This is a genomic window from Arthrobacter senegalensis, from assembly GCF_059091765.1.
Map to the genome: position 1 here is coordinate 513,869 of NZ_JBNHGZ010000003.1, position 18,232 is coordinate 532,100.

The 18,232-nt window shown below is 67.9% G+C and carries 19 protein-coding genes; 8 read left to right on the forward strand and 11 right to left on the reverse strand.

Annotated elements, in window-relative coordinates; translation table 11 throughout:
• Nucleotides 1-11 precede the first annotated feature (11 nt).
• From pgsA to AC5RVG_RS12550, 7 genes are all read right to left on the reverse strand, one after another.
• Nucleotides 12-623, reverse strand: coding sequence for a phosphatidylinositol phosphate synthase (gene pgsA / locus AC5RVG_RS12520; RefSeq protein WP_493999835.1), 612 nt, complete (start codon nt 621-623; stop codon nt 12-14).
• A gap of 7 nt (nt 624-630) precedes the next feature.
• Nucleotides 631-1,209, reverse strand: coding sequence for an HIT family protein (locus AC5RVG_RS12525; RefSeq protein ID WP_493999836.1), 579 nt, complete (start codon nt 1,207-1,209; stop codon nt 631-633).
• A 2-nt stretch (nt 1,210-1,211) separates the two neighbouring features.
• Entirely contained in the window at nt 1,212-3,224 is a 2,013-nt protein-coding gene (gene thrS / locus AC5RVG_RS12530) for a threonine--tRNA ligase (protein WP_493999837.1), read from the reverse strand.
• Between the two features lie 156 nt (nt 3,225-3,380).
• Complete coding sequence (locus AC5RVG_RS12535) at nt 3,381-6,974, reverse strand: DNA polymerase III subunit alpha (RefSeq protein ID WP_494014075.1); 3,594 nt, start codon at nt 6,972-6,974, stop codon at nt 3,381-3,383.
• A gap of 99 nt (nt 6,975-7,073) precedes the next feature.
• Entirely contained in the window at nt 7,074-7,388 is a 315-nt protein-coding gene (locus AC5RVG_RS12540) for a DUF6504 family protein (RefSeq protein ID WP_493977563.1), read from the reverse strand.
• 258 nt (nt 7,389-7,646) lie between these two features.
• Nucleotides 7,647-8,081 (reverse strand): SRPBCC domain-containing protein, encoded by a 435-nt coding sequence (locus tag AC5RVG_RS12545; protein WP_494014076.1) that lies wholly within the window; start codon nt 8,079-8,081, stop codon nt 7,647-7,649.
• 140 nt (nt 8,082-8,221) lie between these two features.
• On the reverse strand, nt 8,222-8,929 hold the full coding sequence (locus tag AC5RVG_RS12550; RefSeq protein ID WP_494014077.1) for an SOS response-associated peptidase: 708 nt from the start codon (nt 8,927-8,929) through the stop codon (nt 8,222-8,224).
• 169 nt (nt 8,930-9,098) lie between these two features.
• Between AC5RVG_RS12550 and AC5RVG_RS12555 the strand changes: the two genes are divergently transcribed.
• The 3 genes from AC5RVG_RS12555 (at nt 9,099) to AC5RVG_RS12565 (ending at nt 11,235) form a co-directional block, all read left to right on the forward strand.
• A complete protein-coding gene (locus tag AC5RVG_RS12555; RefSeq protein WP_127512700.1) occupies nt 9,099-9,356 on the forward strand; it encodes a glutaredoxin domain-containing protein in 258 nt (85 codons plus the stop codon).
• 164 nt (nt 9,357-9,520) lie between these two features.
• A complete protein-coding gene (locus AC5RVG_RS12560) occupies nt 9,521-10,609 on the forward strand; it encodes an S-(hydroxymethyl)mycothiol dehydrogenase (protein WP_493999841.1) in 1,089 nt (362 codons plus the stop codon).
• Nucleotides 10,606-11,235, forward strand: a complete 630-nt coding sequence (locus AC5RVG_RS12565) for an MBL fold metallo-hydrolase (protein ID WP_494014078.1) — start codon at nt 10,606-10,608, stop codon at nt 11,233-11,235. Before AC5RVG_RS12560 ends, AC5RVG_RS12565 begins: the two co-directional genes overlap by 4 nt.
• Before the next feature lie 141 nt (nt 11,236-11,376).
• Here AC5RVG_RS12565 and moaA read toward each other — a convergent pair whose 3' ends face one another.
• Nucleotides 11,377-12,486: a GTP 3',8-cyclase MoaA gene (gene moaA / locus AC5RVG_RS12570; RefSeq protein WP_493999843.1), complete on the reverse strand. Its 1,110-nt coding sequence runs from the start codon at nt 12,484-12,486 to the stop codon at nt 11,377-11,379.
• Between the two features lie 59 nt (nt 12,487-12,545).
• The gene (locus AC5RVG_RS12575) at nt 12,546-13,325 is read right to left on the reverse strand and encodes a lipoate--protein ligase family protein (protein ID WP_494014136.1); all 780 of its coding nucleotides are present in this window, start codon (nt 13,323-13,325) and stop codon (nt 12,546-12,548) included.
• A gap of 152 nt (nt 13,326-13,477) precedes the next feature.
• On the opposite strand from AC5RVG_RS12575, the gene AC5RVG_RS12580 reads away from it, so the two are divergent.
• Nucleotides 13,478-14,101 (forward strand): uridine kinase family protein, encoded by a 624-nt coding sequence (locus tag AC5RVG_RS12580; protein WP_494014079.1) that lies wholly within the window; start codon nt 13,478-13,480, stop codon nt 14,099-14,101.
• A 7-nt stretch (nt 14,102-14,108) separates the two neighbouring features.
• Here the strand turns inward: AC5RVG_RS12580 and AC5RVG_RS12585 are convergent, their stop codons facing one another.
• Nucleotides 14,109-14,714 (reverse strand): DnaJ family domain-containing protein, encoded by a 606-nt coding sequence (locus AC5RVG_RS12585; RefSeq protein WP_493999846.1) that lies wholly within the window; start codon nt 14,712-14,714, stop codon nt 14,109-14,111.
• A gap of 194 nt (nt 14,715-14,908) precedes the next feature.
• On the opposite strand from AC5RVG_RS12585, the gene AC5RVG_RS12590 reads away from it, so the two are divergent.
• Both AC5RVG_RS12590 and AC5RVG_RS12595 read left to right on the forward strand, forming a co-directional pair.
• Nucleotides 14,909-15,808 carry a ribonuclease Z gene (locus tag AC5RVG_RS12590; protein ID WP_493999847.1) on the forward strand — a complete coding sequence of 300 codons (900 nt, stop codon included), beginning with the start codon at nt 14,909-14,911 and terminating at the stop codon, nt 15,806-15,808.
• Between the two features lie 107 nt (nt 15,809-15,915).
• A complete protein-coding gene (locus AC5RVG_RS12595) occupies nt 15,916-16,170 on the forward strand; it encodes a hypothetical protein (protein ID WP_493999848.1) in 255 nt (84 codons plus the stop codon).
• A gap of 57 nt (nt 16,171-16,227) precedes the next feature.
• Here AC5RVG_RS12595 and AC5RVG_RS12600 read toward each other — a convergent pair whose 3' ends face one another.
• Nucleotides 16,228-16,416 (reverse strand): hypothetical protein, encoded by a 189-nt coding sequence (locus AC5RVG_RS12600; RefSeq protein WP_494014080.1) that lies wholly within the window; start codon nt 16,414-16,416, stop codon nt 16,228-16,230.
• A gap of 249 nt (nt 16,417-16,665) precedes the next feature.
• On the opposite strand from AC5RVG_RS12600, the gene AC5RVG_RS12605 reads away from it, so the two are divergent.
• Nucleotides 16,666-17,739 (forward strand): DNA polymerase IV, encoded by a 1,074-nt coding sequence (locus tag AC5RVG_RS12605; RefSeq protein ID WP_493999850.1) that lies wholly within the window; start codon nt 16,666-16,668, stop codon nt 17,737-17,739.
• 92 nt (nt 17,740-17,831) lie between these two features.
• Nucleotides 17,832-18,200, forward strand: coding sequence for a cupin domain-containing protein (locus AC5RVG_RS12610; protein WP_493999851.1), 369 nt, complete (start codon nt 17,832-17,834; stop codon nt 18,198-18,200).
• Nucleotides 18,201-18,232 lie beyond the last annotated feature (32 nt).

An 18,232-nucleotide genomic window follows, 5' to 3' on the forward strand; every position in this document is an offset into this window, starting at 1 on the left:
TCCGGGGCGGATCAGGCGGTTTGCTGTGTCTGACGGTAGACGGCCATGATCCGCTGGGCCACGGTCAGCAGGCTGGCGGCGGCCAGCAGCACCAGGACCACCAGCAGGACCACCTCCGGCAGGCCCAGTCCGGTCAGGCCGGTGAAAACCAGGACGGAAACCAGGCGCTCGGAGCGTTCGGCCAGGCCCACCGCGGCGGTACAGCCCAGCGACTCGGCCTTGGCCCTGGCGTAGGAGACCAACGACCCGAGCAGCAGGCATACGAGCGCGGAGACGGCGATGGCGGTGTTCTCTCCGCCGGTGAAGAACCAGATGGCCACGCCGGCGAACACCGCGCCGTCGGCCAGCCGGTCGAGGGTGGAATCCAGAAAGTTGCCCCACCGGCTGTTGCGCTCCAGCATGCGCGCCATCAGGCCGTCCACCATGTCGGAGAAGACGAACGCCGTGATGAAGACCGTTCCCCAGAACAGCTCCCCCAGCGGGTAGAACACGAGCGCCCCCACGGAGACCCCGAGGGTGCCCACGATGGTGACGGCGTCGGGCGAGACGCCCATCCGGATCAGGGCACGGGCCAGCGGCGAGAACAGTTTTCCGAAGAACCCGCGCGCGTACTTGTTGAGCATCGCCGCGCTACCGTGCCGGCCAGGCTTGGGATACCTGCTTGCGGACCTCGTCCAGGGTCTCGGTGATCGCCTTGGTCTGGGCAATGATCGGGAAGAAGTTCCCGTCGCCGCCCCACCGGGGCACCACATGCTGGTGCAGGTGCGCCGCCACCCCGGCGCCCCCGGCTTCGCCCTGGTTCATGCCCAGGTTGAAGCCGCTGGGGTTGGCCACCTTCCGCAGGACCCGCATCGCCGTCTGGGTCAGCTCGGCGAACTCGGCGGTCTCCTCCGCGGTGATGTCGGTGTAGTCGGGCACGTGGCGGTACGGGCAGACCAGCAGGTGCCCGGGGTTGTAAGGAAACAGGTTGAGCACCACGTAGGCGAACTCGCCGCGGTGGACGATCAGCGATTCCTCGTCGGGGCGGGCCGGAGCCACACAGAACGGGCACTCGTCCTTGTTCTTGAACTGGCCCTGGCCGCCCTTGACGTAGGCCATGCGATGCGGCGTCCAGAGCCGCTGGAAGGCATCCGGCACGCCGGGCAGCTCAAAGCCGTCCGTCACCTCGTCGCCGGTCCGGTCGGTCATGGCTTCGGTCGTCTCGGCCATCGTCAGTTGCCGCGCCTGGCGGCGGCCTGCACGATCCGGGACACGGCCTCGTCCACCGGGATGCCGTTGTCCTGGCTGCCGTCGCGGAAGCGGAAGGAGACGGCTCCGGCCTCGGCGTCCTCGCCGCCTGCGATCAGCACGAACGGAACCTTGTCCTTGCTGGCGGTCCGGATCTTCTTCGGGAAGCGGTCCGAACCCAGGTCGGCCTCGGCGCGGATGCCCTGAGCGCGCAGCTTGGCCACGATCTCCAGCATGTAGTCGTTGAACGCCTCCGCCACCGGGATGCCGACCACCTGGACCGGGGCGAGCCACGCCGGGAAGGCGCCGGCGTAATGTTCGATCAGCAGGCCCATGAAGCGCTCTACCGACCCGAACAGGGCGCGGTGGATCATGACCGGGCGCTGGCGGCTGCCGTCGGCTGCCTGGTATTCGAGTTCGAACCGTTCGGGCAGGTTGAAGTCCAGCTGGATGGTGGACATCTGCCAGCTGCGGCCGATCGCGTCGCGGGCCTGTACCGAAATCTTGGGGCCGTAGAAGGCCGCTCCACCCGGGTCCGGCACCAGTTCCAGGCCGGATGCCTCGGCGACCTCGGCCAGGGTGCGGGTGGCCTCGTCCCAGACCTCATCGGCGCCCACGTACTTTTCCGGGTCCTTGGTGGAGAGCTCCAGGAAGAAGTCGTCGAGCCCATAGTCCTTGAGCAGGTCCAGCACGAAGTTGAGCGTGGTGGTCAGCTCGTCCTTCATCTGCTCGCGGGTGCAGTAGATATGGGCGTCGTCCTGGGTCATGCCGCGCACGCGGGTCAGGCCGTGGACTACGCCGGACTTTTCGTAGCGGTAGACGGAGCCGAATTCGAACATCCGGAGCGGCAGCTCGCGGTATGACCGGCCGCGCGAGCGGAAAATCAGGTTGTGCATCGGGCAGTTCATCGGCTTCAGGTAGTAGTCCTGGCCGGGCTTGACGACCTCGTTGGTTTCGGGGTCGCGGGTCTCGTCCACATGCATGGGAGGGAACATCCCGTCCCGGTACCAGTCCAGGTGGCCGGAGACCTCGTACAGGTTGCTCTTGGTGATGTGCGGGGTGTAGACGAACTCGTAGCCCGCCTCGGTGTGCCGCTGCCGCGAGTAGTCCTCCATCGCCTTGCGGACGATGCCGCCCTTCGGGTGGAAGACGGGCAAGCCGGAGCCGAGTTCATCCGGGAAGGAGAACAGGTCCAGTTCGGCGCCCACCCGGCGGTGGTCGCGGCGCTCTGCCTCGGCCAGCCGCTCCTGGTAGGCCTTCAGGTCTTCCTTGGTGGGCCAGGCGGTGCCGTAGATGCGCTGCAGCTGCTTGTTCTTTTCGTTGCCCCGCCAGTAGGCGGCGGCCGAGCGGGTCAGCGCATAGGCGTTGGAAATCAGCTTGGTGTTGGGCAGGTGCGGCCCGCGGCAGAGGTCCTTCCAGACCACTTCGCCGCTCTTGGCGTCCACGTTGTCGTAGATGGTCAGTTCGCCGGCGCCCACTTCGATGCTGGCGCCCTCGCCGGCCTCGTCGGAGTGACCCTTGAGCCCGATCAGCTCTTCCTTGTACGGCTCCCCCGCCATCTCGGCGAGCGCTTCGGTCTCGGAGACGGTGCGGCGGACGAAGCGCTGGTTGGAGTTGACGATCTTGAGCATCATCTTCTCCAGCTGCTTCAGGTCCTCCGGGGTGAAGGGCTCATCGACGTCGAAGTCGAAGTAGAAACCGTCGGTGATGTACGGGCCGATCCCGAGCTTGGAGTCCTTCCGCAGCTGCTGGACCGCCTGGGCCATGACGTGCGCGGTGGAGTGGCGCAGCACGTTGAGCCCGTCGGGAGAGTCGATAGTCACGGCTTCGACCTTGGCCCCGGCCGGGATCGGCTGGTCCAGGTCCTTCAGTTCGCCGTCGACGCGGACGACGACGACCTCCCGCCGGGCGCCGTAAAGGTCGGCTCCCGTCGTGCCCTCGGTCACCTGGTTCTCTTCGCCGTCGACGATGAGGGTGATGTTCTGGGGCGCTGACACAGAGGTCTCCTTATGGTGGATGTAAGCCGTTACTGCAGCGACATACTTGGGCGCTGCAAGCCTCTACGATCGTATCCGCTGACGCGAAGCCCGACCAACACCGCCGCGGCGGGGCTACGCGCCCGCTGGGGCCGGCGAGCCGCCTCTGGCCGCGCATCATCCTGCCCGGTTCCCGTGGCTACCGGCCAGCCAGGACCCGGCCGGAACGCGGTGATCCAGTCCTTCTGCGGCCATGCGGCGGGCAAGTTCGCCAGTGCCAGGCTTTTCCTGGCGGGCGGCGTCCCTGCCGGCCGCCGGTGTTGCCGGCCCTCGTCCGGCCTCCGGTGTTGCCGGCCCCCGTCCTGCCGCGGCCCCGGAAGGAACAGGGTGCCCCGGCAGCGGCAGGCTGGCGGTGTCCGAAAGGTCCCACGCCTCCAGCGCCTGCAGCCCGATTCCCCTGGGGCCGGTCCGCCGGGTGAGGCCGCGGATGAGCAGCATCTCGGTGCCGAACAGCAACGGGCCGGAGCGTTCCTGGGCTTCCTGGAAGAAGGTGGCGTCCACGCAGCCGGTGCCGTCGTCCACGCTGATGAAAACCACCCGACGTCCGCCGCGCATGGGCGGTGTCTGGGTGGCCACACGGATGCCGGCCACCATTACTTCGCTCCCGTTGCGCATCTGCAGCAGGTCCTTGGCCTGGGTGACTCCGAGTTGGGCCAGCAGCGGAGCGTAGCTCTCCATCAGGTGGGAGCTGGCGTCGATCGAGAGCAGGTCCAGTTCGGTGCGCACCTTGTCCACCGTGGTCGGTTCCGGGAAGACCGGGACCAGATGGCGCAGCTCCAAGTCCCCCAGCGGCAGGGACAGCTGGCCCTCGGTGGGCTGGTAGCGCTGGGGAACCGGGCGGCTGTCCGGCTGGTCCAGATGGTAGACCAAATCCGTCCGGCTGGCCGCCCGGCCGCCGCGCTGGCCGGTCCGGCGGTTCAGCTCGTCGAAGGCGCCCAGCTGGGCCAGGCGTTTGAGCGCGGGTTTGCCGACCTTGGCCCGCGCGCGCAGGTCGGCCAGCGATTCGTACGGCTGGCCGACGACGATGCGTTTGAGCTCGGCCGCCGAGAGCCCGTAGATGCCGGTCAGGCTCAGCCGGATCCCCAGCTTTTCGCCGCTGCCGGAGGGAACGCGTTCCACCTGGTAGCGGTCGGTGCTGCGGTTGATGTCCAGCGGCAGGATCGGGATGCCCAGCCGCCGCGCTTCGGCCACCAGCAGGCGCAGCGGGTACATTCCCGGATCGTGCTGCCACAGCCCGGCCAGGAACGCCTCGGGGTGGTGGGCCTTCAGCCAGGCCGTCTGGTAGGTGGGCACCGCGAAGGCGGCCCCGTGGGCTTTGCAGAAGCCAAAGCTGCCGAAGGACTTCAGCGTGCCCCACACCGTGTCGACCACCTCCGGCGGATACCCCCGGTCCAGCGAGGCGTTGCGGAAGTATTCCTCCACCGCGGGTTCGGCTTCCTCGTTGCCCAGCAGCCGGCGGAATTCGTCCGCCTTGGCCAGTCCGCAACCGGTGAAGACGTCGAAGGTCCGCAGGACCTGTTCGTGGAAGATCGTGACGCCGTGGGTTTCCTTGAGGACCGGAATCAAATCCGGGTGCGGGAAGCGCTCCGGCGCCCAGCCATGGCGGTGTTCCAGGAACGGCCGGACCATATCCGATTGCATCGGCCCCGGACGGAACAGCGAAATGTCGATAATCAGGTCGTTGAAGTCCCGCGGGGCCATCTTGCCCACCAGCTCGCGCTGGCCCGGCGATTCAATCTGGAAGCATCCCAGGGTGTGGGTGCTGCGGATCAGCTCATAGGTCGGCTCGTCGTCCAGCGGGACCTGTTCCAGGTTGATGGTCCCGTCCGCGGCAATGTAGTCGGGCCCGGTTCCGTCCTCGCCCACCGGATGCCGGCCGGCTGCCGTCACGGCGTCCTTGCCCGGATGTATGCGGGCTATTTCCTTGAGCGCGTAGGCGATGGAACTCTGCATCCGCACGCCCAGCACGTCCAGCTTGAGCATGCCCATCGGGTCCATGTCGTGTTTGTCGAACTGGCTCATCGGCAGACCCAGCCCGCTTGGCTGGGTAGGGGTGCGGTCCAACAGCGAGCTGTCGCCCAGGATCACGCCGCAGGGGTGCATGGAGATATGCCGGGGCAGCCGGTCCAGCCGTTCGGTCAAATCCACCAGCAGGTCCAGTTGCTGGTCCTGCTCCACCTGGGCGGAAAACGCGCGCAGCTCCGGCTTCTCCGCCATCGCCTCACGGAACTGGCGCGCGGAGAACCGCCAGAGCTGTTTGGCGATGCCCGAAATCTCCTCCTCCGGCAGGCCCAGCGCCAAGCCGGCGTCGCGGACCGCCCCGCGGGCACGGTAACCGTTCTGCATGCTCATCAGGGTGACCCGCTGGCTGCCGAAACGGTCGAAGATTTTTTGGTAGACGTTGTGCCGCTCTGCACTTTCCACATCGATGTCGATGTCCGGCAGGGTGGAACGGTCCTGGGAGAGGAAGCGCTCGAAGATCAGCCCGTGGTCCAGGGGGTTCACGTGGCTGATGTAGAGCAGATAGTTCACCAGGCTCGAGGCACCCGATCCCCGGGCCGCGGCGCGCACGCCCATCCCGGTGATCATGCGCGACACTTCGGCCACCGTCAGGAAGTAGGAGGCGAAGCCCAGCCGCGAGATGATGCCCAGCTCATGGGCCAGCCGGTCCCGCAGTTCCTTCTCCGCCCGTCCGGACATTCCGCCAAACCGTTCGGCGATGCCGGTTTCGCAGCGCTGGACCAGCTCGGCCACGGGATCCCCGTCGATCCCGATGACGGAGGCTTCGGGGACCACCGGGCGCTTGAACCCCATGTCCCGGTAAGGATCCATGCGGCACCGGTCGGCCACCGCTTCCGTCGTGGCCAGCAGGCGGATGACGTCCTTGCTTCCGCCGCCGGCTGCCTGCACGATTTCCCGCGCCAGGGCCTGCATCCGGTCGGGGGATTTCAACCAGCCCTGGGCGCTCGGCTGCAGATCCGGCAGCTTGGACAAGGCTGTCAGCGCCCTCGCCGAGTCCAGCACATCTGCAGTGGCGGCGCCGTCCTCTTCGCAGTAGCGCACGGCGTTGGTCAGCACTGCGGGAAGATTCAACTCCCCGGCCAGGTTAAGCATCCGCACCGCGTGGGCGGTACTGAGATTCTCCCCCGGGGCACTCAGGTGGGAGACAATTTCCACTGCGAGCGCCCCGGCCGGCAGTCCGCTGCGCCAGCGTCCGGCCAGCCGGCGGGCTTCGGCGTAGCTACGGCGGCGCAGCGCCTGTCCGACGTCGGAAAAAGGACCCACCAGCACCGTCAGGGCCGGTCCGCCGTCCGGAATGCCCGCATGCCGGGCGAGTTGATCCACCGTCACGCCGGGCGTCCGGCGGCTGGCGGAACGCCCGCGGGCAGCCGTGCCGGCGTGGGCTTCCGAGACCAGGCGGCAGAGCGCATGGTAACCGCTGCCCTGGTTCCCGCCATGGGCCAGCACCACAACGCGGCCGGTGTCCCGACCGCCGCCGTCTTGGACGGCCAGGTCCACGCCGACTATCGGATCCATCCCCGTCGCCAGGCATGCCTTCAGGTGCTTGACCGTGCCGTAGAGACCGTCCCGGTCGGTGCAGGCCAAGGCGTCGGCACCGAAGGAAGCGGCCGCTGCGGCCAGTTCCTCCGGCCAGGAGACACCGTAGTGGGCACTGTACGCCGTGGATACGTGCAGGTGGGTAAAGCTCATGGACATTCCAAACAACGGTCGGGTCTCGGGATCGGCATCCGGCGGACTGCCGAGGCGAACCGGGGGCTGACAGAAAGGCCGGCGGGAACCGTAGCGCGGTCAGGCGCTCAACTCCCGGACGGCATCATGGACGCGGATCAGGCGCCAGCGTCCGGTATCCACCTGATGGGATAGGTCCAGGGTGCGGATCTGCGACCGGCCATTCAGCCGCGCCTGCACCCGCCAGATCTCATGGTCCACCAGTCCCGCGCCCCGGCCCCGTTCCGCACGCAGTTCCTCCGCCCACCATTTGCGGCGTTCGTACCAACGCACCGGTTCCGCGACGATGCGGTAGCTCCTGCCCTGCCAGCGCAGCCGGAGCGGCTGTCCGGCAGGGGAACACACAACGTCAACTGCTTCGCTGAAAACACCCATGTCCCAGTCGCCTTTCATCTGGACAACGGGTCATAATCCCCGGCGAGCGCCCCTGCCAACACGCCCACCGAAGAACTTGACCCTCTTATTCTATTCGAATATGTATTCGAATCCAAGATCAAGCGTAGGTTCGGGCACTGACAAAATCGGGCCGCCCGCCAACGGCGGCTCAGCGCGCAGCCGCACGGCGGCCAAGCGCAGCAGCACTGCCTACTGCAGCAGGACGGCCAGGCGCGCGCCGTGCGGCGGCCAAGGAGCCTAGCCGTCGTGCTCGGCGAGGTACTTCACGTCGTGGACCAGCTTGTCCCACATCAGCTTGGAGTGTTCCGCCGCCTCGGCCGTCTCGTTGTTGTCCTGCGACAGCGTGAACTCCGTGCCGCCCGGAACTGCCTCCAGCGTCCAGACGAGACGGTGGTAGTTCTCGGGCACGTCCTCCCGGCCGGACAGCGGGCTGAAATGCGTGACGACCAGCCGCCGTCCGGGTTCGAACTCCAGCACCTGGCCCTTGTCCTCGTACGCCTCGCCCTCCCACTCGCCCCGCCATCGGATAGGCCCGCCAACGCTCCAATCGGTCTGCACCTCGGTGCCGAACATGAATCCCCTGATGGCCTCGGGGTCCGTGATCACGGACCAGACACGGTCCGGCGGCGCCGCAATGGTCGCCGTCGAACTGGCCACGTACCGTCCGGACATTGGCTTCCTCCCCTGGTTCCCGCCGTGGCGGCGCGGGCGCGGTTACTCCATCCCAGCTTCCGGCAGCCGGGGCCGGCGCACAATGGCTGCAGGGATGCCGCTCAGGGAACGATCCCCGATTCCGGGGCGCCCGGCGGCGCTCATGCTGCTTCGTCGATGAGATCGGGCCCGTTGTTGCGCACGTTGTTGACCTTCGAACTGACCCGCCGCGGGACAAGATGCGGTTCGGGCATGGCCTCCAGCAGCTGCCGCACGTCGGCCTCGGATGTTGTTTCCGGATCCAGCCAGTCCGCATAGAGGCCGGGCGGAACGATCAGCGGCGTCCGGTCATGGATATGCCCGAGCGCATCGGCCGCCTGGGTGGTGATGATGGTGCAGGTGCGCAGCCACTTCTCCGGGTGGTCTTCGGGCAGGGCCGGGTCGGGCCAGTTCTCGAACAAAGCCGCGAAAGCCAGCGCCTCGTCGCCTTCGCCGTGCAGGTAGGTCGGGATCTTGCCGTCCTCGGTTTTCTGCCATTCGAAATACCCGTCGGCAACAAGCAATCCGCGCTTCCTGGCCGCCGCCTTGCGGAACGAGGGTTTCTCCGTCACGGTCTCCATCCGCGCGTTGATCAGGCGGGCGCCGGAGCGGGGGTCCTTGGCCCACGGCGGCACGAGGCCCCACCGGGCCAGGATGAGTTTCCTGGACACTCCCTCGCCGTCGGCCTGCTTGCGGTCGATGATCAAGGGGACCTCGTCGGTCGGAGCCACGTTGTAGGAAGGCTGGATCTCTTCGACATAGGACTCATCGACGTCGAAGGAAGCCACGAGGTCGCCGGTGCTCCGGGCCATGACGTATCTGCCGCACATGCCTCCATTATGGTCCAGCCGCGCGGCGGAAGCCCGGCGCGCGGCCCTTAAACGGCCTCGCACCCCGGCGGTACTCCCCGCCCGGCAGCCGCCGCGGCCGGCGCCGGGAATGACCGCGCCCGGTGAGACGTTGACATGTACACAAGCTTTCAGACCAGAAGGAGCCATCTTGGATTACACACCTGCTGCCGGAACCGTCACCATGTTCTCCACCACCTGGTGCGGGTACTGCCGCCGCCTGAAGACCCAGTTCGATGCGCAGGGCATCGGCTACACCGAGATTAATATCGAAGAGGTCCCCGGCACCGCGGAGCTCGTCGAGAAGCTCAACGACGGAAACCAGACGGTTCCCACCCTGCTCTTCCCGGATGGCAGCAGCGCCACGAACCCGCCGCTCTCCCTGGTCAAGGAACGCCTGGGCGTCTAGCAGCGGCAGGCTCCACCGGCGGAATCCGGACCGCGGGCCATGGGGCGCCGCAGTTTCCATAACAATCGTTTTGGAAATTGTGGCGCCCCTGTTTTGTTCCTAGGATGGGGCAGGACGGCCGACGACGGCCTCGCCAGACTTCGCTAGGAAGGAATCACTCCCGCATGGTTCACAAGGTTCGGGCAGTAGTGGCCCTGGAAAAGAATGCTCCGGTCTCCATCGAAACCATCCTGGTTCCCGATCCGGGCCCGGGCGAGGCGCTGGTGGACATCCTCACCTGCGGCGTCTGCCATACCGATCTGCACTACAAGCAGGGCGGGATCAACGACGACTTCCCGTTCCTGCTCGGCCACGAAGCCACCGGCGTGGTCAGCGCCGTCGGCCCCGACGTGACCGATCTTGAGCCCGGCGACCGCGTCATCCTGAACTGGCGCGCAGTGTGCGGCGAGTGCCGGGCCTGCCGGCGCGGTGAAGCCCAGTACTGCTTCAACACGCACAACGCCACCCAGAAGATGACCCTCGAGGACGGCACCGAGCTCTCCCCCGCCCTGGGCATCGGTGCCTTTGCCGAGAAGACCCTGGTGGCCGCCGGCCAGTGCACCAAGGTGGACGACGACGTCGACCCGGCGGCGGTCGGACTGCTCGGCTGCGGCGTCATGGCCGGCATCGGCGCGGCGATCAACACCGGCGAGGTCAAGCGCGGCGAATCCGTGGCCGTGATCGGCTGCGGCGGCGTGGGCATCGCCGCCATCGCCGGCGCAAAGCTGGCCGGCGCCACCACGATCATCGCCGTCGACATCGATGACAACAAGGTGGAGCTGGCCAAGTCGCTGGGTGCCACGCACGGGATCAACTCGAAGCAACAGGACCCGGTGGAGGCCATCCGGGCGCTCACCGGCGGCAACGGCGCCGACGTCGTGATTGAAGCGGTCGGACGTCCGGAAACCTACAAGCAGGCGTTCTACGCCCGCGACCTGGCCGGGCGCGTGGTCCTGGTGGGAGTCCCGACGCCGGACATGAAGATCGAACTGCCGCTGCTGGACGTGTTCGGTCGCGGCGGCTCGCTGAAGTCCTCCTGGTACGGCGATTGCCTGCCGTCCCGCGACTTCCCGATGCTGGTCAGCCACTATAAGCAGGGCAACCTGGACCTGGACGCCTTCGTCACCGAGCGGATCAAGCTCGACGAGGTTGAGGCCGCGTTCGACAAGATGCACGAGGGCAAGGTGCTGCGTTCGGTGGTGGAGGTCGCATGAGCGCCGCAATCGAAAACCTGGTCACCTCGGGCACGTTCTCGCTGGACGGCGGCACCTGGGACGTGGACAACAATGTGTGGATCGTCGGCGATGCCACCGAGGTCATCGTCATCGATCCGGCACATGATCCGCAGGCCATTGCCAACGCCGTCGGCTCCCGGAGCGTGAAGGCCATCCTGCTCACGCACGGTCACGACGACCACATCCGCGCCGTCGGTGCATTCCGGGACCTGGTGAAGGCACCTGTTTACCTGCACGACGCCGACCGGATGCTCTGGGACGCGGTCTTCCCGGACAGCGCACCCGACCACGCAATCGAGGACGGCGACACCTTCGAGATCGCGGGAGCGCGGCTGCAGGCCATCCACACTCCGGGCCACTCCCCCGGATCGGTCTGCTTCCACCTGGCATCGCAGAACGTGCTGTTCAGCGGGGACACGTTGTTCAACGGCGGTCCGGGAGCCACCGGCCGCAGCTATTCCAGCTTCGAAACGATCATCGAGTCGATCAAGGGCAGGCTGCTGACGCTGCCGCCCGAGACCATGGTGAAGACCGGTCACGGCGATTCCACCAGCATCGGCGCCGAAGCGCCGCAGCTCGACGAGTGGATTGCCCGCGGCCACTGAGTAAGTCCGGGCCCAGTCCCGCACCGCCCGCGTCCGACCGTATTCCGGTTCGGGTGCGGGCGGTGTGCTGTCCGGGGCCGGATCCGGCTTGCCGGCGGTGGCGCCATCGGTTCCACGCGCGGCTGCGGTGCGGCCGTCCGATCAGCCGCCGATGTAGTGCATCTCGACCCTTTGCCCTGGCCAGCCGGTGGCCGGGGGCGCCTCGCGCGGCGCCCGACCGGTCCCGTTTCCGGCGGCCACGCCCGCGGTCTCGGCGCTGCGCAGTTCCGAGTAGCGGTCCGAGCGGCCCCGCCAGACGCCGGAGAGCACGCGCGTCAGTTCGCCGTCGTCCGCGCCGCCGCGCAGCAGGGCGCGCAGATCCGTCCCGCCGGTGCCGAACAGGCAGGTGAAAAGCTTCCCGTCGGTGCTCAGCCGGGCGCGGGTGCAGCCGTGGCAGAACGCCTGCGTGACGCTGGAGATGGTCCCGATTTCGCCGCCGCCGTCGCGGTATCTGAAGCGTGTGGCCGTCTCGCCGGGGTACCGGGGGGCCAGCGGTTCCAGCGGCAGGTCGGCATCGATCCGCCGCACGATCTCGGCCGACGGGACGACCTGCGCCAGGTTCCAGCCGTTGGTCGTGCCCACATCCATGTATTCGATGAACCGGACGATGTGGGGCGTGCCGTGGAAGTGGCGCGCCATGGCCGGGACGCCGCCGTCGTTCTGGCCGCGCTTGACCACCATGTTGACCTTGACCGGGCCCAGCCCGACCGCGGCCGCGGCCTCGATGGCCTCCAGCACCGCGGCGACGGGATAGTCGACGTCGTTCATCGCGCGGAAGGTGGCGTCGTCAACCGAATCCAGCGAGACGGTCACCCGGGACAGCCCGGCCGCCTTGAGCGCCTCGGCCTTGCGGGCCAACGCCGAGCCGTTGGTCGTCATCGCCAGGTCCAGCGGACGGCCTTCGGGCGTGCGGAGCCCGGCCAGCCCGGTGACCAGGTCCTCGATTCCCCGCCGCAGCAGCGGTTCGCCGCCGGTCAGCCGCAGCTTTTCCACCCCTTCGGCGGCGGCGATCCGGGCCACCCGGACGATTTCGTCGAAGGTCAGCAGCTGGTCCTTGGGCAGGAACACGAAGTCGCGGCCGAATACTTCCCTGGGCATGCAGTAGACGCAGCGGAAGTTGCACCGGTCGGTGACGGAGATCCGCAGATCCCGCAGGGGCCGGCCCAGTGCGTCGTCGAGGGTATCCGGACCGTGCTGCGCTGGCCCGTCCATGGTGTGCCTCCGCTGCCGGGACTCGAAGTCCCCTCCAGACTAGGCGGGCCGGGCGTCGACTACAACGGGGCCGGTTCCGGGACCTGCACGCGGGCCAGCAGGTCGGCAAAAGACCCCTCCGCCACGTCGGCGTAGCCGGCGTACGCCGTGCGCAGCGCCCGCTCCACCGAGCCCACGCCGAGGCCGGGCAGCAGGTCCTCGGCCGCGCCGGCCGTTGCCGGATCCCAGTCCAGGCCGAGTGCGTCATAACTGGCCGTGAGCACCTCGCGCAGCGGCGCCGCATCCTCGACCACCACGACGGAGGAAAACAGCCAGGCACCGGCGACGACCCGCTGCGCGGTGCCCACCAGCTTGATCCGGCGCTGGGGCTCGACCGGGTACGCGCCGTGGATGCTGAACTCGCCCGGGCAATACTCCCCGGGGATTTCGCCCACGCCTGCCTCCAGCCCGGTGGCCCGCAAGCCGCCGGCGATGAGCTCCCCGAACCGGCCGAAACGCTTTTTCGCGCCGGCAATGGCATCGGCCAGCGGCTCCACATGGTCCAGCACCAGGCAGCCTTCGTGGTATGCGGCCGCGCGGCCGCCCGCCTTGCGCACCAGCGGTTCGAATCCACGTTCGCGGCAGCGGCGGGCCGCCTCCTGAAAGCCGGGCAGATGAGCGTCCCGCTGCCCGAACGCCACCGTGGGTGCCGGACGGTACAGGCGCACGGTAGCGCCGAGCCGTCCCTGCTTGGCCGCGGCCAGCAGTTCCAGTCCAAACTGCAGGTCCGCCTCCGCGCCGAACGACTCCGGCTGGCGGACCCAGTCGAGCCCGCCAGGGCCCTGCGCTGAGTGCTCCAAAATGTCGCCTGCTTCCTGAACTTGCTGATCCGCGCCGCCGGTCGCGGCGGATGCCCCTGCCATTTTACGGCCCGGGGCCATAAAGTGCCGTCCGTTCCGGGTCCGGGCATTCGGGGACCTTGCCACCGTGCCGGACACGGAATAATAGCCATGTGACTTCTCCCCAAACACCGCTCGTGCTGCTCGGCGGCGTCTCCGGCTCCGGTAAGTCCTACCTGGCAGCGCGGTTCGGCCGTCCGCATGTGGAGCTCGACGCGTTTTACCGGGAGATCACCGAGCACACCGGCGCGTCCCCCATGCCGCTCACCCCGTACGGGGAAATCGACTGGGACCATGCCGACACCTGGAACAGCGGCGCCGCGGCCGGCGCCATAATGGACCTGCTGGAGACTGGCAGCACCCGGATCCCCAACTACTCCATCGCCACCTCCAGCTACAGCGGGCACCGCACCGTGGAACTCGCGGAGGGGCCGGTAATTGCCGAGGGGATCTTCGCCGACGCCGTGCTCGGTCGGCTGCGCGGCCTCGGGGCGGAGGTTGACCCCATCTTCATAAGGGTCTCCCCCATCACGACGGCGGTGCGCCGCCTGGTGCGCGACCTGCGGGAGCACCGCAAGCCACTGCCGTTCCTGCTCAAGCGGGGCTGGGCAATCTTCCGTTCCGAGCGCGCCGTGCGCGACCGTTATGTGGCGGCGGGATTTCGCCCTGTCGCCAAGCGGCAGGTGAAGAGGGAGCTGGCCGCCCTGCGCCGGACACCGGCCGCCCAGCGGAAGTAGCGCCCGGCTATTCGGTCACGTCCCACATCCGGCGCCACCATGGCCGCTTGGGCTCGGGCTCCGGTTCCTCGCGTGCCGCCGCGGCCGCCCTGGCCGCCCGGCGTTCCCGCCAGCGTTCCAGTTCATACTCCACGTCCCGGGTCTTGGTGATCACCGGCGGGCCGCCCTGTAACTGTCGCCGCGCGTTGACCACCCGGGCGTTGAAGTCCTCCAGGATTTCGCGCACCCGCCGGTCAGAGATCTGCTGGTCCAGGCGTCCGTCCAGCTCGGCGTCCTCGGTCCGCAGCAGCAGGGCTTCGGGGCCCAGCCCCGTAAGGTTCTCGCGCTCGATCAGCCCCTTAAGCCACCAGTCGGGGTCATACCCGTTGCCCAGGTTGGGTATCGGTTTTCCGGCGTATTTCAGGTCATCGAAATCCCCGCGGGCCATGGCATCCCGGATCAGGTAGTCCGCGCGCCGGGAGGTGTCCAGCTCCCGGATTTTCCGGTGCTTCTCCTCTTCGGCCTCCGCCCGCTCCTCTTCCTCCGCGTCGGCCGGCCCGCGTTCGCGTGACGCCCGCAGCTCCGCGGCGCGTTCCAGCCGCCGGCCGTTGTCACCCGCTGCCCTGCTGTTCACTCGTCAGACACCGCCTCCGGTACGACTTGGGCCCGATGCTCGGCCACCGGGCTTTTCCTGACATTTTCCCAGCCCCGTTGCGAGCCAGCAATGCGTCGCCGTCGTTCATGCGCCGATCGCAGGTTCCCCGTCCGGCCGCGCCGGCGCGCTTCAGCGGTGGCCGCCGGCGCATCCGCGATGGCAGACTCGGCCGCATGCGCGAATTTGTCGTCCTGGGCACCGCCTCGCAGGTTCCTACCCGGAGCCGCAACCACAACGGCTACCTGCTGCGCTGGGACGGCGAGGGAGTGCTGTTCGACCCGGGTGAGGGAACGCAGCGGCAAATGATCCTCGCCGGAGTTTCGGCCAGCCGGATCACGCGTATCTGTCTGACGCATGTGCACGGCGACCACTGCTACGGATTGCCCGGCGTGCTCTCGCGCATGGTCCTGGACGGCGTTGAGCATCCGGTTCATCTGCACTACCCGGCCTCCGGCGGGGACGTGGTCCGGGCCCTGGTCTCACTCGCCTCCCCGGGACTTGACCTGCGCCTGCACCCGCACGGCGGCGCCGGGGCCATCGCGGACGGCCTCGAGGTGCGACCCCTGGACCACCGGATCGAGGCCTACGGCTACCGGCTGGTCGAACCCGACGGCCGGACCCTGCTGCCCGACCGGCTGGCTGCCGCCGGGATTTCCGGCCCCGACGTGGGCCGCCTGCAGCGGGAAGAAACCTGGAAGGGGGTGCGGCTGCAGGATGTCAGCGTGGCCCGCCCGGGACAGCGCTTCGCCTTCGTAATGGACACCGCGGTCTGCGCCGGGGCGGAGGAACTGGCCGACGGCGCCGACCTGCTCGTGGCCGAGTCCACCTTCAGCGACGACGACGGGGCTCTTGCCGTCCGGCACCGCCACCTCACCGCCGGTCAGGCCGGCGGACTCGCCGCCGGCGGCGGTGTGGGCACGCTGGTGCTGACCCATTTCTCCTCGCGCTATCCCAACCTGGCCCCGCTCGAGGAACAGGCCAGGGCGCGGGCAGGAGGGGCCGAGGTGGTTGCCGCCCGGGACCTGGACCTGATCCCGTTTCCGCAACGCCGGCGGTCCGGCTTCGGGCGGTAAGCACGCACCGGCCGCTTTTCCGGCTGCCCTGCCTGTTTCCCTCAGGGCTCGTCCGGGTTACGGTGGCAATCTCAACGCAAGGTGGATCACGATCGAAGGAGGCTGCAATGAGCGAGCAGAACCGCCCGGAGGACGAACAGAACCTGCCGGATCCCGAACTGAACGTCCAAGGTGAAGACCCAGTCATCCCGGATGAGGGCGCCGACGCGGTGCCGCCGGAACTGGTGGACGCCGGGATCGATACGGACTCCGAGCGTCCCGTGGACGAAACCCTGTCCGATCCGCTCGAGGGCGGCATGGCGGACGACCGGTTGGGAGCCCCGCTGGAGGACTTCGACCCGGATGAATCGCCGAGCCAGTAGGCGCAGTGAAGCCCCGCAGAGTTACTGCGGGGCTTCACATGTCCCGTACGGTTTCGGCTACGTGGTTCGGTCGCTGGCTGGCTCTTCCACTGTTGACTTGTCAAGGAAGGCAATCACTTCGGAGTCATCAGTCTTCGTCCAGGTTTCGCGCCCGGTGTCCTTGTCTTCGCGGCGGGTTTCCGGCGTGGTCGCGGCTTCCTTGCGGAAGCCCCAGCGGGAGTCCCTATTCGAGGCGTAGCACATCACGAACCTCCTTCGTGTCGGTCCTTTAATCGTCCTCCGGTCAGCGGCGGATGCCAAGGGCCGTTTTCGCGCGGATTCATGCACGCTGAGGGTCCGCCCTCCGTCATCGCAATTCGACGATGACGTCGAGGACTTTGGGCGGGCTGAAGATTGCTGGGGCGCCGTAACCGATGACAAGGGAGAAGGCCAAGGAGACGGCCATACCGGTGGCAGGCCGATGCTTGCCAAGGGCGTTTAGGGCAGACTGGTGGCGTGAGCGGAATCCCGTGGGTGCTGCACGTCGATCTCGACCAGTTCATCGCTGCGGTCGAAGTGCTCCGACGGCCGGAGCTTGCGGGCAAACCGATCATTGTCGGCGGCCGGGGCGACCCCACGGAACGGGCTGTGGTGTCGACCGCATCCTACGAAGCCCGGGCGTTCGGCGTCGGTTCCGGAATGCCCTTGCGCACGGCGGCACGGAAAGTGCCCGACGCCGTCATCCTCCCCGTCGATCACGAGGCGTACCTCGCGGCGTCAGAAGCGGTGATGAATACGCTGCGAGCGCAGCCAGGCGCCACCGTGCAGGTGCTGGGCTGGGATGAAGCCTTTGTCGGCGTCGAGACAGAGAATCCGGAAGCCTACGCCCGGCAGGTGCAGGCCGCCGTACTGGAGCGAACGCAGCTGCATTGCAGCGTGGGCATCGGCGACACTCTGGTCCGCGCCAAGGTCGCCACCGGTTTCGGCAAGCCGGCCGGCGTCTTTCGTCTCACCGCCGGGAACTGGCTTGACGTCATGGGCGGCCGGCCCACCAAGGACCTGTGGGGCGTCGGCACCAAGGTGTCGGGCCGGCTGGCCAAGCTCGGCATTAACACCGTTGCCGAGCTCGCCGCGTCCGACCCCCAAGAGCTGGTGCCGGAGTTCGGCCCTAAGATGGGGCCCTGGTACGCGGAACTCGGACGCGGGGACGGCGCCAGCGTCGTGGACGACACCCCGTGGGTTGCCCGGGGGCACAGCCGGGAGACCACCTTCCAGCGGGACCTGACTGAGCCCGCCGAGGTCGACGGCGCCGTCAGGGAGCTGACAGCGCGGGTCCTTGAGGACGTTGTGGCCGAGGGACGGCCCGTTGTCGGGCTGACGCTGAAGGTCCGGTACGCACCCTTCTTCACCAAGACCCACGCTAGGAAGATTCCCGAGACATTCGACCGGAACGAAATCCTCGCGCGGGCCCTGGACCTCGCAGCCGGAATCGAAGGGGGTCGTCCCATCCGGCTCTTGGGCCTGCGTGCCGAAATGGCGATGCCCGATGACGCCCGACAGGGACATACGCCGACGCGCGGCGGTTGGTGACGGCCCCTGGCCATGCCGACACGCGTTGACCCTGTTCCCGGCGTGCTGCCACACTTGTGTGTGCAGGGCAGGTTGGTTCAAAGGAGACCCTCATGTCACCCATGATCCGCAAGAGTCTGGACGAGCCCGAAGAAACCCGGCCTTTCGAGGACGGTAAGGGGAAGCTGGATCTGATCAATCTCGAGTCAGGCCCCGTCGGGCGAGCGGTTTTCGAACCCGGTTGGCAGTGGTCCAAGCACGTGAAACCCATCGCTAAGACGGACAGCTGTCAGGTGGCCCATACCGGCTATGTGTTGTCCGGACGACTCAAGATCGTCATGGACGACGGCGAGGAAAACGAGTTCGCTGTCGGCGACCTTATGTCGGTTCCGCCCGGTCACGATGCCTGGGTCGTAGGCGATGAGCAGTGCGTGGTCCTTGATTGGCACGGATACAGTGACTACGCCAAGCGACAGGACTAAGAGCGCCGCCTCGCGTCCCCGCAGCTGGCACG

Excerpts from the sequence above, each read along its gene's own strand:
- AC5RVG_RS12595 (WP_493999848.1), top strand. The coding sequence starts at position 15,916 with ATGAGCGAGCAGAACCGCCCGGAGGACGAACAGAACCTGCCGGATCCC.
- AC5RVG_RS12535 (WP_494014075.1), bottom strand. The coding sequence starts at position 6,974 with ATGAGCTTTACCCACCTGCACGTATCCACGGCGTACAGTGCCCACTAC.
- AC5RVG_RS12540 (WP_493977563.1), bottom strand. The coding sequence starts at position 7,388 with ATGGGTGTTTTCAGCGAAGCAGTTGACGTTGTGTGTTCCCCTGCCGGA.
- AC5RVG_RS12560 (WP_493999841.1), top strand. The coding sequence starts at position 9,521 with ATGGTTCACAAGGTTCGGGCAGTAGTGGCCCTGGAAAAGAATGCTCCG.
- AC5RVG_RS12610 (WP_493999851.1), top strand. The coding sequence starts at position 17,832 with ATGTCACCCATGATCCGCAAGAGTCTGGACGAGCCCGAAGAAACCCGG.
- AC5RVG_RS12525 (WP_493999836.1), bottom strand. The coding sequence starts at position 1,209 with ATGGCCGAGACGACCGAAGCCATGACCGACCGGACCGGCGACGAGGTG.
- AC5RVG_RS12590 (WP_493999847.1), top strand. The coding sequence starts at position 14,909 with ATGCGCGAATTTGTCGTCCTGGGCACCGCCTCGCAGGTTCCTACCCGG.
- pgsA (WP_493999835.1), bottom strand. The coding sequence starts at position 623 with ATGCTCAACAAGTACGCGCGCGGGTTCTTCGGAAAACTGTTCTCGCCG.
- AC5RVG_RS12545 (WP_494014076.1), bottom strand. The coding sequence starts at position 8,081 with ATGTCCGGACGGTACGTGGCCAGTTCGACGGCGACCATTGCGGCGCCG.
- moaA (WP_493999843.1), bottom strand. The coding sequence starts at position 12,486 with ATGGACGGGCCAGCGCAGCACGGTCCGGATACCCTCGACGACGCACTG.
- AC5RVG_RS12550 (WP_494014077.1), bottom strand. The coding sequence starts at position 8,929 with ATGTGCGGCAGATACGTCATGGCCCGGAGCACCGGCGACCTCGTGGCT.
- AC5RVG_RS12565 (WP_494014078.1), top strand. The coding sequence starts at position 10,606 with ATGAGCGCCGCAATCGAAAACCTGGTCACCTCGGGCACGTTCTCGCTG.